The organism is Pseudomonas sp. GD03862 (assembly GCF_029840855.1).
Lineage (GTDB): Bacteria > Pseudomonadota > Gammaproteobacteria > Pseudomonadales > Pseudomonadaceae > Aquipseudomonas > Aquipseudomonas alloputida.
The window spans coordinates 1-13,329 of the sequence record NZ_JAOCDI010000079.1 but is presented as its reverse complement, the minus strand read 5'-3'; the positions used below and the strand labels follow the sequence as shown (position 1 = coordinate 13,329).

Sequence of the window (13,329 nt, the reverse complement as noted above, 5' to 3'; positions counted from 1 at the left end):
ACCCACTCCGGGTGATCATTCAGGCACGGCACCAGCACCAGCTCCTGGCCGCCCGCCTCGACAAACTGCTCGCTGCCACGCATGCCTATCTCTTCCAGCGTCTCGATGCAATCCGCCACAAACGCCGGACACATCACCAGCAGCTTCTTCACACCGGCCTTGGCCAGCTCATCCAGCCGCGTCTCGGTGTAGGGTTCGATCCACTTGTCCCGGCCCAGCCGCGACTGGAACGATACCGACCATTTGCCATCCGGTATGCCCATGCTCTGCGCAAAGGCTTTGGCCGTAGCCAGGCATTGCCCGCGATAGCAAACCGAACGTACTTCGGCGGTTGCACCGTGGCAGCAATCGGCAGCACGCAGGTCGTGCTTGACCCCTTTCGGAAACAGCTTTTTCAGGTGCCGTTCCGGCAAACCATGGAAGCTCAACAGCAGGTGGTCGTAACCCGTCTCAAGGTACGGCCGGGCACTGGCAGCCAGTGCCTCGATGTACGCCGGATGCTCGTAGAACGGCTGCAGCACACGCATCTGCAACGGCAACTGGCGCTCGCTGACGGTCTGTTTTGCCAGCTCGACCACCGTGGTCACCGTGCTGTCGGCGAACTGTGGATAAAGCGGTGCCAAAGTCACCTTGCGCACACCTTGGGCGGCCAGCCGCGCCAGCACATCAGGCAAGGCCGGCTGACCGTAGCGCATGGCGATTTCAACCGGGCCATGGGGCCAGTGCTCGGCCATCGCTGCCTGCAGGCGACGGGTCAGCACAACCAGAGGCGAGCCCTCCTCCCACCAGATCGAAGCGTAGGCATGTGCCGACTGCTCCGGGCGCTTGATCAGGACCAGCGACACCAGCAAACGCCGCACCGGCCACGGCAGGTCGATCACGTAGGGGTCCATGAGGAACTGGTTGAGGTAGCGGCGCACATCGGCCACCGAGGTGGAAGCCGGGGAACCCAGGTTGACCAGCAGCAGGGCGTGATCGGTCATGCAGCGTCCTATGTCAGAGGCGACTGGACAGGTTGTCCAGCGCCGATTGCAGATCGTTGAAGCGGAAGGTGAAGCCGGCTTCCAGCAAGCGTACCGGGCGCGCCCGCTGGCCTCCCAGCAGCAAGGTCGACATCTCGCCAAGCCCGGCCTTGAGCAGCAATGCCGGCACTGGCAACAGCGCCGGCCGATGCAGGGCGCGGCCCAGTCGCCTGGCAAACTCACGGTTGCGCACAGGCTCCGGCGCGCAGGCATTATAAGGACCGCTGGCATCCTTGTGCTGCAAGAGAAAATCAATCAGGGCGACCTGGTCGTCTATATGAACCCAAGGCATCCATTGCCGCCCATTGCCCAAAGGCCCGCCCAGCCCCAGTTTGAAGGGCATGCGCAGGCGCGACAAAAAGCCGCCATCGCTGGCCAGCACCAGGCCGGTACGGACCAGTACCACGCGTATCCCCTGCGCTTGCGAACGCTGCGCGGTCTCTTCCCAGGCAATACACAACTGGCTGGCGAAATCTTCACGCACCGGGGGAGAGGCCTCGGTCAGTTCGCGTTCGCCACCGTCCCCGTACCAACCTACCGCAGAGCCGGAGATCAACACCTCCGGGCGCTGCTCACGGGTGCCCAACCAAGCCAGCAATTGCTCGGTAAGGGTGACACGGCTGGCCCACAGCACGTTGCGCCGGGCGGCCGTCCAGGGCCTGTCGGCAATCGGCGCACCGGCAAGGTTGACCACCGCATCAAGATGATCGTCGGCCTCCAGCTGCTCCAGGCGCGCGATACCACGCACCCCGCTACCACAGATTTTCGCCACCTGTTCAGGACGCCTGCTCCAAACCGTAAGCCGATGCCCTTGGCCCAGCCAGTACTGGCACAGATGCTTGCCAATCAAACCGGTGCCACCTGTCAGCAATATATGCATGGCTGTGTCCTCGCAGAATGCGTCGGTGGTCTATTTTTAACAGCAAGGCACTTTTTTGACCCGACGCTCTCGGATAAACATAGGCCAACCTGCCGCCAACACGGAATAACCTTATACATAATTTTGGCATTGTACAGGTTTGCCTGACAGCGTAGTCTGCTCACAGCAAGGTTTGAAGAGGCCATCATGACAGTACCTATCGCCATCATCGGGGCCGGCATCGCCGGTTTGTCAGCCGCCCAGGCCTTGCAGAAGGCCGGGCAATCCGTGCACTTGTTCGACAAAGGCCACGGCAGTGGCGGGCGCATGGCCAGCAAGCGCAGCGAAGCCGGCGCGCTCGACCTGGGCGCACAGTACTTCACTGCCCGTGACCGACGCTTCGTCGATCAGGTGCAGCAATGGGTGGCCGCCGGCTGGGCCGAGCAGTGGAAGCCTCAACTGTACAACTACCGTGATGGCGAACTTACCCCCTCCCCCGACGAGCAGACGCGCTGGGTGGGCGTGCCACGCATGAGCGCCATTACCCGCGGCTTGCTCAAGGACGTCACCGTCAACTTCGGCTGCCGCATAGCGGAAGTGTTTCGCGGCAAGCAGTACTGGCACCTGCAAGATACCGAAGGTTGCAGCCACGGCCCCTACAGCCGCGTGGTCATTGCCGTCCCGGCACCGCAGGCCACGCCACTTCTGGCCGCCACACCGAAGCTGGCGGCCGTGGCCGCTGGCGTGCAAATGGAACCTACCTGGGCCGTCGCCCTTGCCTTCGAGACACCGCTGGAGACACCAATGCAAGGCTGCTTCGTGCAGGACAACCCGCTGGACTGGCTGGCCCGCAATCGCAGCAAGCCTGGCCGCGACGAGCACCTGGACACCTGGGTACTGCACGCGACGTCAGACTGGAGCCGGCAACACATCGACCTGCCCAAGGAAGAAGTGATCGAGCAGCTGTGGGGCGAATTCGCCGAGCTGGTCGGCTGCGTGGTCCCCCCGCCCACCTTCGCCCTGGCCCACCGCTGGCTCTATGCCCGCCCCAGTAGCAACCATGAGTGGGGCGCACTGGCCGATGCTGACCAGGGTTTGTACGCCTGTGGAGACTGGTGCCTGTCCGGCCGCGTCGAGGGCGCATGGCTCAGTGGCCAGGAAGCAGCGCGGCGCTTGCTCGAACACCTTGAGTGATGCCGAACTATACAAAAATACTAGTTTGCATAACTTCAGCGCTGTGCTGAAATAAACCTGTACAAGTTTCGAGTCACGTACAGGTTTATTTTCGGAGGCAGCCATGCACGACCCTTCCGCCCACAGCAAGCCGCGTATCGCCATCAGCGCCTGCCTGACCGGCCACAGCGTGCGCTACAACGGCGGCCACAAGGCCTCCGACCTGTGCCGTAAACAGCTGGAACAACACTTCGACTGGCTACCCGTGTGTCCGGAAGTGGCAATCGGCCTGGGTGTCCCGCGCGACCCGATTCGCCTGGTCGGCAACCCCGAGCAACCCGAAGTGGTCGGCACCCGCGACCCCGGCAAGGACCTGACCGACCCGCTGCGCACCTATGGCGAGCAGATGGCCAACGAACTTGACGACATCTGCGGCTACATCTTCATGCAGAAGTCACCTTCTTGCGGCCTGGAACGGGTAAAGGTTTATCAGGACAACGGCCACCCGGCCGTGCATGGTGGCCGCGGCGTCTATGCCCAGGCTTTCTGCGCATTGCGCCCGGACCTGCCAGTAGAAGAAGAAGGTCGCCTGCATGACCCTGTGCTGCGCGAGAACTTCATAAGCCGCGTTTACGCCTACGCCGACTGGCAGCGCCTGCTGGCCGAGGGCCTGAACCGTGGCGCGCTGGTGCGCTTTCATTCGCGCTACAAGTATTTGCTGATGGCCAACAACCCCCAGGCCTATCGCACCCTCGGCCGCCTGCTTGGCAGCATGAGCAAGGCTGATGAACCACAGAGCATCGGCCCGCGCTATTTCAGCCAGCTGATGCAGGCCCTGCGCCGCTGCGCCAGCCGCGGCACCCACAGTAACGTGCTGCAGCACCTGAGCGGCTACTTCAAGGATGCCCTTACACAGCAGGACAAGGCCGAGTTGCAAGCAGTCATCGGCCAATACCAACAAGGCGTGGTACCTCTGGTAGTGCCACTGACCCTGCTCAAACATCATTTGCGCAAGCACCCAGACCCCTACCTGCAGCAACAAGCCTACCTGCAGCCTCACCCCGAGAGCCTGGGCTTGCGCAATGCGGTCTGAGGACTTGCTGCCCATCGGCGAACTTGCCCGTCGCACTGGCGTCAACCCGGTCACCCTGCGCGCCTGGGAGCGCCGGTATGGGTTGCTCAAGCCACAGCGCACCGCCAAGGGGCATCGCCTGTACCCACTTGAGCAGGTCGAACGCGTCGAGGCCGTCCTGGCCTGGCTGCAGCGTGGCGCGTCGGTCGGCCAAGTCCGCGAGTTGCTCGACAAACCCGCCAGCACCCCACCGAAGGGGGACTGGCAAGCCAGGCAATTCCAGCTGATCGAAGCCATCGCCGGCCTTTCACAGCGCGCCCTCGATCAGCAACTCAACCAGGCAATGGCGCTGTACCCGGCAGTCACCCTGTGCGAACAACTGCTGCTGCCGCTCCTCGACATGCTCGACCAGCGCTGGCGCAATTACTTCAACGCTCGGCTGGAGCAGGTGTTTTTCCACAGCTGGCTGCGCAGCAAGCTCGGTGCCCGCGTGTACCACGACAACCAGCTGCTGCAAGGGCCCGCCGTATTGCTGGCCGAAGACAGCGAACGCACCTTCAGCCCGGACTTATGGTTGTGCGCCTGGCTACTCACCAGCAATGGCTTCCCGGTCGAGGTGCTCGAGCAGCCCGTCGCAGGCCCGCAATTGCTAAGCGCCGTCAACGCGCTCAAACCACGCGCCTTACTCCTGCACCTGGGGCCACGCATCGACGACAAGGCGTTGCTGCGCACCCTGCAAGGCTTGCCGATCCCCAAGCTGCTGGGCGGTGCCACGCTGGCGCTGCATGAAGCCCGCTTGCAGGCTTTTGAGCTGCCCGACCTTTTCCTGTTCGACACCCCGCAGGCGGCATTGCGCGTGCTTCAAGCCCATGATCGACAGCCTGTAGAGATAAATCCCCCATGCACCTGACCTGGCTGCGCAGCGACCTGCGTATCGATGACAACACTGCACTCAGCGCCTCTACCGAACGCGGCCCGACCATCGCCCTGTGGCTGGTCAGCCCCGGACAATGGCAAGCCCATGACGATGCCGACTGCAAAGTCGACTTCTGGCTGCGTAACCTGCATGACCTGCGCCAATCACTGGAAAAGCTGAACATCCCCCTGCTGATCCGCACAATCGATACCTGGGACCAGGCGCCACAGGCGGTGCTCGATATCTGCCGCCAACATCAGGTGCAAAGCGTGCACTGGAACGAGGAGTACGGCATCAATGAGCAGCGCCGGGATGATGCCACCCGGGCACTGCTGGAAAAGTCGGCCATCCAGGCGCACAGCTACCTCGACCAACTATTCTTCCGTCCGGGCACCGTACTGACTCGCAGTGGCGATTACTTCCAGGTGTTCAGCCAGTTCAAGAAAACCTGCCTGGAGCATCTGCACCGCAGCCTGCCGTCCCTGGCACGGCGGGTGAAGCGCCAGGCCCCGCTGAACATCGGCAGCGACCCGATCCCGCAACATGTCGAGGGCTTCGGAAAAACCACGCACGCACTGCGCGACCACTGGCCAGCCGGTGAAGCTGAGGCACAGTCCCGCCTGTCACGCTTCCTGGACGAAACCATCGACGACTACCACCACCTGCGCGACTTGCCTGCCAAGCCCGGTACCAGCCAGCTTTCCCCCTACCTGGCCGCCGGCGTGATTTCGCCCCGCCAATGCTTGCACGGTGCACTGGCCGGCAACCGGGGCGAGTTCGACAGTGGCAGCACAGGCGTGCAGACCTGGATCAATGAGCTACTCTGGCGTGAGTTCTACAAGCACATCCTGAGCGGTTATCCACAGGTCTCGCGCCACCGCGCCTTCCGCGCCCAGACCGAAGCCCTGCCCTGGCGTGACGCCCCCGCAGACCTGGAGGCCTGGGAGCAGGGCCGCACCGGCTTCCCGATCATCGATGCCGCCATGCGCCAGCTGCTGCACACCGGGTGGATGCACAACCGCTTGCGCATGATCGTGGCCATGTTCCTCAGCAAGAACCTGCTGATTGACTGGCGCAAGGGCGAGCGGCACTTCATGCGCCACCTGATAGACGGCGACCTGGCCGCCAACAACGGGGGTTGGCAGTGGAGTGCGTCCACCGGCACCGACGCGGTGCCCTATTTCCGTATCTTCAACCCGGTTTCACAGTCGCAACGCTTCGATCCACAGGGTCGGTTCATTCGCCACTGGGTACCGGAACTACAGGAGCTCGATGAAAAAGCCATCCATCAACCCATTAAATCGACGGACCTTTTCGGTAATACTTCGTACCTAAGTCCAATCGTAGATCTCAGCAGCAGTCGCCAGCGGGCCCTGGAAGCATTCAAAGGGCTGCCACGCCGGCAGAATCAGGGGATAACGTCTTGATTAACTCGCGTAGTTTTTGGGTTACAGGCGCAAGCAACGGACTTGGCTTGGCTTTGGTGGAGCGGATGCTCGATGAAGGACATCGCGTTGCCGCGAGTGGCAAGGATAGCGATGCACTGGATGATTTGGGGGCACGCTACGGCAGCCAATTGTTGCGTTTGCCGTGGCAGTTACAGGAAGAACAACACGTTACCGATGCGTGCCAACAGATTTGCCATGCCTGGTGTTCGCTGGACGGGCTGATCCTCAACACCGGCACCACCGATTACCTGCCAGACAATGTCAGTGAAAGTGAGCTGATCGAAGCGATCGTCACCACCAACCAGCTGGCCGCAGAGCATTGCCTGAGCAAAGCGCTGCCGTTGCTGGCAAAGGGGCAGTCGCCCCAGGTGATGGGGCTTTTCAACCGCTATTCGGCGTTGCAGCTGTTTGCACCGACACAGGTGACTGCGGGCTGGAACAACTTGCCGCAATGGCTGCGTGAGCAGCGCAAGGCCCTTGAGGACCAAGGGGTAGCACTGACCATCGTAGGGCCACAATCGTTGAAGGTTACGGTAACGTCGGCACAGGCGATACCGGAGGCGTGGACGCCCGACAGTGCCGCAGAGGAGTTGCTGCGCCGGTGGCCTCAGAGAGAACCGGAACTGGTCCTGGAGACGCTGGACCTCAGTAGCCTGTGGCCGCTGGCGCGTTGACCGCTGAAATCAGCATTACCTTCTTCGCGGGCAAGCCCGCTCCTGCAGATTACCCAGACCTTTAATGCTGTGGTATTCCGGCAGGAGCGGGCATTGCCCGCGAATGCAGGTGAACTCAGAGCGCCATTCTGTAATGCAGGCTGTAGCTTTCTACACCATCGTTGGGCTCTTTGATGCCCGCGTTGGAATAGTGAATCGCCCGCACCCCAATCTCATGCCCGCCGGCAAAGCGCAAACCAAAGCCGATGCGGTCCTCAAACTGGAAAGCCGAACCCAGCTCGTTGCTTTCCAGCTCGGTGCTGGAGAACGCCGCTACCCCTATCCCGGCTTCGATGTAAGGCTTCACCGACTCCCCGGCAAATTCATAGACGAACACGGGCGCGAAGGACAGGCTGTGATTGCTTGCGGTCTCGTCGCCATCCCAGTAGGTGTAGGCCCCATCCCAATAGCCGGTCAGCCGACCAACGCTGGTCTGCCACCAACTCGCATCCCAATTCGATTGCAGCCCTAGCCGGTAAACCATTGTCGAATCGCCGGTCTGCCCCACCGAAAACGAAACATCGGCAGCTTGTGCCGACATCGCTTGCCCCAAAACAAAGGCAGCAGCCGCTGCCAAGCCGAGCAGTTTCCTCATAAGAAACATCCTTCTTTCTGATGCTGTTGTTAGTGTCCGCCTCATCTCAGGCAAAGCGGTAGAAAGCAGAAGTGGAACGATAGTTCAGCCTTTTTTCACGTTTTTTTCACAACGCAAAGCTTTGCACATCGTCAGACTTATGCCACAGCACAGGTAGGATTTTTCTTAAGGCTTCTGGGTCAGCGCTTGTCCAGAAGCGTGCAGCGCCGGCCGGGCCTTCGGCCAACAGATCATTGGCACCCAACAGCCGTTGCAACTGACGCGCCACGGCCGCGCCGGTGTCGATGATGGCCACGTCATCCGGGACCATGCCGGCCAGCAATGGGCGAAGGAAAGGGTAATGGGTGCAGCCCAAGATCAGCGTATCGCAACCTGCAGCCAGTAGCGGCTGCACATAACCTTGCAGCAGCTGGCGCACCGCCGGGCTTACAAGATCACCGGCTTCGATCAGCTCGACCAGCCCCGGGCAAGGCTGGGTAATAACCTGTACGTCATTCGCGAAGCGATCGAGCAAGGCTGCGAACTTGGCACTCTGCAGGGTACCGGTGGTGGCCAGCACACCGACCACGCCCGAGCGGGTGGCTGCCGCTGCAGGCTTGACGGCCGGTTCCATGCCCACCAACGGCCAGGTCGGATACAACTCACGCAGGTCGGCCACTGCCGCCACCGTGGCAGTGTTGCAGGCCAGGACCATGGCCTTTGCGCCTTGTTCATGGAAGAACCCGGCAATGCGTCGGCAGCGCTCGCGGATATAGTCAGGCGACTTCTCACCGTAGGGTATATGCCCGCAATCGCCCACATACAGCAACGTTTCGTTGGGCAGCAGGCGCTGGATCTCGGCCAGCACCGACAAACCGCCAACCCCCGAGTCCATGACGCCGATCGGCGCCGAGCGCTCAGCCATCGCGCTTACCACAGACCGTGCAAGCCGGGTCGCGCTTGACACGAAGCTCTCGGATGCGGGTGCCGAGGGCATCGATCAACAGCAAGCGGCCGACCAACGGCTCACCGAAGCCAGCCAGCAACTTCATCGCCTCCAGCGCCTGCAGGCTACCCACCAGCCCCACCAGCGGGCCAATGACGCCAGCTTCGCTGCAGGTCAGTTCGGCTTCGCTACCATGCCCGTACAGGCAGTGGTAGCACGGGCTGTAGTCGCGCCGCGGGTCGAACACCGACAGTTGGCCTTCCAGACGGATTGCCGCTCCGCTGACCAGCGGCTTGCCGGCCGCGACACAGGCAGCGTTGACCGCCTCGCGGGTAGAGAAATTGTCGGAGCAGTCCAATACCAGGTCGACTGCCGACACCGCAGCCGCCAGCGAGTCCTCGTCCAGTGCCTGGCGGTGAGCAACCAGGCTGACTTCCGGGTTGATTGCCTGCAAGCGCTGCAAGGCCGAGTCGACCTTGCTCATGCCAACGCTGGCACTGTCGTGGATGACCTGGCGTTGCAGGTTGGTCAGGTCGACGGTGTCGAAGTCGGCCAGGTGCAGCTCACCCACGCCAGCGGCGGCCAGGTACAGGGCGACTGGCGAGCCCAGGCCACCCAGCCCGATGATCAGCGCTTTGCTCTGCTTGAGCCGCAGCTGGCCATCGATGTCGATCTGGGCCAGCAGCACCTGGCGGCTGTAACGCAGCAGTTCCTGATCACTCAGCATGGCAGTCGCCCCAGGGTAATGCGTTCATGGCCGCCCAGGTCCGTGCGGCTGGCCACCTCGATAAAGCCATGTTCAGCCAGCAGAGCACGTACCGCCGCCGCCTGATCGTAGCCATGTTCCAGCAGTAGCCAACCACCTGGCAACAAGTGCGCGGGGGCCTGGGCGGCGATCACGCGAAGGTCGTCCAGGCCATCGGCACCGGCCACCAGGGCACTGCTGGGTTCGAAGCGCACGTCGCCGGCCACCAGGTGCGGGTCTTCAGCGGCGATGTAGGGCGGGTTGCTGACAATGAGGTCGAAACGCTCCCCGGCCAGGCTGTCGAACCAGTGGCTTAGCCGTACCCGAGCGTTGGCCAGGCCCAACCGCTGGCGGTTGCGCTCGGCGAGGGCAGCAGCCTCCTCCACCCGGTCAACCGCTGTAACCTGCCAGGCCGGGCGCTCGCTGGCCAGCGCCAGAGCGATGGCACCCGTACCGGTACCCAGGTCGAGAACCTTGGCGGGCGAAGCGGGTTGCAGTTCAAGCGCCGTCTCGACCAGCAGCTCGGTATCCGGCCGCGGGATCAGGGTATGCGGCGCGACCTCCAGGTCGATCTTCCAGAAGCCCTGCAGCCCAAGGATATAGGCCACTGGCTCGCCGCCACGGCGGCGCTTCAGGTAGCCGGCATAGGTCTCTGCATCTTCGCTGCTGACAATACGCTCGGGCCAGGTATGCAGGTAGCTGCGCGATTTACCGATGGCCGCAGCCAGCAGCAGTTCGGCATCCAGGCGCTCAGTGGGCGATTCAGGCAACTGCGCGTTGCGCAACAGGCTGGCGATGACAGTCATCAGTCCCCCAAGGCGGCCAGTTGATCGGCCTGGTATTCGGCCAGCAGCGGTTCGATCACCGCGTCTACGCCACCGCTGAGGATGTCGTCCAGCGAATACAAGGTCAGGTTGATGCGGTGATCGGTCACCCGCCCCTGTGGATAATTGTAGGTGCGGATGCGCTCGGAGCGGTCACCGGAACCCACCAGCAGCTTGCGCTCACTGGCAATGGCGTTCTGCGCGGCACTGGTCTGCATGTCGTTCAGCTTGGCCGACAGCCAGGACATGGCGCGAGCACGGTTCTTGTGCTGCGAGCGCTCCTCCTGGCATTCGACCACGATACCGGTGGGCAAGTGAGTGATACGGATCGCCGAATCGGTCTTGTTGACGTGCTGGCCGCCGGCACCGGAGGCACGGTAGGTATCCACGCGCAAGTCGGCCGGGTTGATTTCGATGGCGGCCTGCTCGTCCGGCTCGGGGAGCACCGCCACCGTGCACGCGGAAGTGTGAACACGGCCTTGGGACTCGGTCTCGGGCACACGCTGAACCCGGTGTGCACCGGACTCGAACTTGAGCTTGCCGTAGACATTCTCGCCCTCGACGCGGGCAATGATTTCCTTGTAGCCGCCGTGCTCGCCTTCGTTCTCGGACAAGATCTCCAGGCGCCAGCCGCGCTTTTCGGCGTAGCGCGAATACATGCGGAACAGGTCACCAGAGAAGATGGCTGCCTCGTCGCCACCCGTACCGGCGCGGATTTCGAGAAACACGTTGCGACCGTCGTTGGGGTCTTTGGGCAGCAGCATGCGTTGCAGCTGCGCCTCCAGGGTCAACAGTTGCTCCTTGGCTTCACGCACCTCTTCCACGGCCATTTCACGCAGGTCCGGGTCACTGTCCTTGAGCAGCGCCTGGGCGCCTTCGAGGTCGTCCTGGACTTTACGCCACTCTTTATAAGCAGCGTAGACCGGCTCTACCTCGGCATACTCGCGGGAGTAGGCGCGAAAACGCGTCTGGTCGGAAATAACCTCGGCGTCACCGAGCAGGGCGGTGAGTTCTTCAAAACGGTCCTGGAGGATTTCCAGTTTGTTCAGCAGCGACGCTTTCATTGCGGGGATTTGTCCGTGGAGCCCTCGTTGAGGGCAAAGAGTTCCTGGGCCATGGCCAGCGCATCGAGGCGGCCCTCGGCCGAGAGCTTTTTCAGCTGCACGCTGGGCGCATGCAGGAGTTTGTTGGTCAGGCCCCGGGCCAGTTGGGCCAGCACGTCTTCGGGGTTGCCGCCATTGGCCAGCAGGCGCAGGGCCTTTTGCAGTTCTTCGTCGCGAAGGCGCTCACTTTGCTGGCGATAGGCCCTGAGCACGTCCACCGCAGCCAGTTCGCGCAGGCGCAGCATGAAGTCTTCGGCGCCCACGGATACCAGCTCTTCGGCCGCCTGAGCCGCACCCTGGCGGCTCTTGAGGTTTTCCGCCACTACATCGTGCAGGTCGTCGACGGTGTACAGGTAGACATCATCCAGCTCGCCGACTTCGGTTTCAATATCGCGAGGGACAGCGATGTCGACCATGAAAATCGGCTTGTGTCGGCGCTGTTTCAGTGCGCTCTCGACCGCGCCCTTGCCCAGGATCGGCAACTGGCTGGCGGTGGAACTGATCACGATGTCACTGTTGGCCAGTTCCTGGGGGATGTCTGCCAGCAGCACGGCATGCGCGCCGAACTGCTCGGCCAGGATGCTGGCGCGCTCCAGGGTGCGGTTGGCCACCACGATACGGCGTACGCCCTGCTCGTGCAGGTGGCGGGCGACCAGGGTGATGGTTTCGCCGGCACCGATCAGCAGGGCCTGGCTGCGGCCCAGGTCGGCGAAAATCTGCTTGGCCAGGCTGACCGCGGCGAACGCAACCGAAACCGGGTTTTCACCGATGGCCGTATCGGTACGCACCTGCTTGGCGGCGCTGAAGGTGGCCTGGAACAGGCGCCCGAGCAACGGCCCGACGGTACCGGCTTCGCGGGCCACGGCGTAAGCGGACTTCATCTGGCCGAGGATCTGAGGCTCGCCGAGAACCAGCGAGTCCAGGCCCGAGGCCACGCGCATCATATGCTTCACGGCGTCGTGCTCTTCATGCACGTAGGCGCTGGCGCGCAGCTCGTCGATGCTGAGGCGGTGATAGTCGGCCAGCCACTGCAGCACGGCGTCGGCGGACAGGTGGTCCTGCTCTATATAGAGCTCACTGCGGTTGCAGGTCGACAGGATCGCCGCCTCGCGGCTGGACGTCAGTCGGCAGAGCTGCTGCAGGGCGTCTACCAGCTGCTCTGGGGTAAACGCCACGCGCTCGCGTACGTCTACCGAGGCAGTCTTATGGTTGATACCAAGTGCAAGAAAGGCCATGCAAGGTCGCTGGTTGTGACGGGAAGCCGATAATTGTCCTCTTTCGCAGGTTTCAGGACAACCACCGTTCGCTATTGTGCTGATAGTCCCGCGGCTATCGCCGCTCGCGGGCCAGCATCAACGTTGATTTCAGGTTTCACTCCCGCTTTTGATCTTCGCGACTTCAGGAGGCCGGAGAGAGGGGATCCCGGAGCGCAGCGCAGGGGCCGGATGATGGGAGCGCAACGTTTTTTGGTGGGCTTGCCCCGTGACAACGGACGCCAAGAAGCTGGCTACAGAGCTAACTGCCTTAAGCCTTTTGCGAAAAGGTGAGTCAGCGTCGCCATCGCAAATGACGGTTCGCCGAGTCAAAACAGACCACTTCGCTCCTTGCTCCTTGCTTCTTGCTTCTTGCTCCTTGCTCCTTGCTTCTTGCTCCTTGCTTCTTGCTCCTTGCTTCTTGCTCCTTGCTTCTTGCTCCTTGCTCCTTGCTCCTTGCTTCTTGCTTCTTGCTTCTTGCTTCTTGCTTCTTGCTTCTTGCTTCTTGGATGTGAGCATCCACATCAAGTAGGTATTCATTCGCGAAGGTGGCGCGTAGTCACCTTTCCGCCCTTCCGGCGGGTTACTTTGGTCATGGCCAAAGTAACCAAAGCCGTCGGCTCCCATCATCCGGCCCCTACGCTACGCTCCGGGGTCCCCTCGCTCCGGGCTTGCTCCCGG

At 62.4% G+C, this 13,329-nt stretch carries 13 protein-coding genes; 5 read left to right on the top strand and 8 right to left on the bottom strand.

Annotation, left to right across the window (positions count from 1 at the left end):
* On the bottom strand, positions 1-983 hold a 983-nt coding region (hemH, locus tag N5D53_RS26950), incomplete at its 3' end, for a ferrochelatase (protein ID WP_279841099.1).
* A gap of 13 nt (positions 984-996) precedes the next feature.
* Positions 997-1,902: a TIGR01777 family oxidoreductase gene (locus tag N5D53_RS26945; protein ID WP_010951988.1), complete on the bottom strand. Its 906-nt coding sequence runs from the start codon at positions 1,900-1,902 to the stop codon at positions 997-999.
* A gap of 186 nt (positions 1,903-2,088) precedes the next feature.
* Here N5D53_RS26945 and N5D53_RS26940 point away from each other — a divergent pair, with 186 nt between their 5' ends.
* The 5 genes from N5D53_RS26940 (at position 2,089) to N5D53_RS26920 (ending at position 7,164) form a co-directional block, all read left to right on the top strand.
* Entirely contained in the window at positions 2,089-3,075 is a 987-nt protein-coding gene (locus N5D53_RS26940) for an NAD(P)/FAD-dependent oxidoreductase (protein WP_190869692.1), read from the top strand.
* A gap of 103 nt (positions 3,076-3,178) precedes the next feature.
* Entirely contained in the window at positions 3,179-4,147 is a 969-nt protein-coding gene (locus N5D53_RS26935) for a DUF523 and DUF1722 domain-containing protein (protein WP_010951986.1), read from the top strand.
* A complete protein-coding gene (locus N5D53_RS26930) occupies positions 4,137-5,036 on the top strand; it encodes a MerR family transcriptional regulator (protein ID WP_104960777.1) in 900 nt (299 codons plus the stop codon). Before N5D53_RS26935 ends, N5D53_RS26930 begins: the two co-directional genes overlap by 11 nt.
* On the top strand, positions 5,027-6,469 hold the full coding sequence (gene phrB, locus N5D53_RS26925) for a deoxyribodipyrimidine photo-lyase (RefSeq protein WP_190869693.1): 1,443 nt from the start codon (positions 5,027-5,029) through the stop codon (positions 6,467-6,469). Before N5D53_RS26930 ends, phrB begins: the two co-directional genes overlap by 10 nt.
* Positions 6,466-7,164, top strand: coding sequence for an SDR family NAD(P)-dependent oxidoreductase (locus N5D53_RS26920; RefSeq protein WP_190869694.1), 699 nt, complete (start codon positions 6,466-6,468; stop codon positions 7,162-7,164). The genes phrB and N5D53_RS26920 overlap by 4 nt, the downstream gene beginning before the upstream one ends.
* A 115-nt stretch (positions 7,165-7,279) precedes the next feature.
* Here N5D53_RS26920 and N5D53_RS26915 read toward each other — a convergent pair whose 3' ends face one another.
* The 6 genes from N5D53_RS26915 to hemA all read right to left on the bottom strand — a co-directional run bounded on the left by N5D53_RS26915 (position 7,280) and on the right by hemA (position 12,630).
* Positions 7,280-7,798 (bottom strand): acyloxyacyl hydrolase, encoded by a 519-nt coding sequence (locus N5D53_RS26915; RefSeq protein WP_003247385.1) that lies wholly within the window; start codon positions 7,796-7,798, stop codon positions 7,280-7,282.
* A gap of 106 nt (positions 7,799-7,904) precedes the next feature.
* A complete protein-coding gene (murI, locus tag N5D53_RS26910; RefSeq protein ID WP_010951981.1) occupies positions 7,905-8,702 on the bottom strand; it encodes a glutamate racemase in 798 nt (265 codons plus the stop codon).
* Positions 8,695-9,450 (bottom strand): molybdopterin-synthase adenylyltransferase MoeB, encoded by a 756-nt coding sequence (locus tag N5D53_RS26905; protein ID WP_014859519.1) that lies wholly within the window; start codon positions 9,448-9,450, stop codon positions 8,695-8,697. The genes murI and N5D53_RS26905 overlap by 8 nt, the downstream gene beginning before the upstream one ends.
* Positions 9,444-10,274 (bottom strand): peptide chain release factor N(5)-glutamine methyltransferase, encoded by an 831-nt coding sequence (gene prmC, locus N5D53_RS26900; RefSeq protein ID WP_014589668.1) that lies wholly within the window; start codon positions 10,272-10,274, stop codon positions 9,444-9,446. Before prmC ends, N5D53_RS26905 begins: the two co-directional genes overlap by 7 nt.
* Positions 10,274-11,356: a peptide chain release factor 1 gene (gene prfA / locus N5D53_RS26895; RefSeq protein WP_003247392.1), complete on the bottom strand. Its 1,083-nt coding sequence runs from the start codon at positions 11,354-11,356 to the stop codon at positions 10,274-10,276. Before prfA ends, prmC begins: the two co-directional genes overlap by 1 nt.
* Complete coding sequence (gene hemA / locus N5D53_RS26890; RefSeq protein ID WP_010951977.1) at positions 11,353-12,630, bottom strand: glutamyl-tRNA reductase; 1,278 nt, start codon at positions 12,628-12,630, stop codon at positions 11,353-11,355. The genes prfA and hemA overlap by 4 nt, the downstream gene beginning before the upstream one ends.
* Between the last annotated feature and the right edge of the window lie 699 nt (positions 12,631-13,329).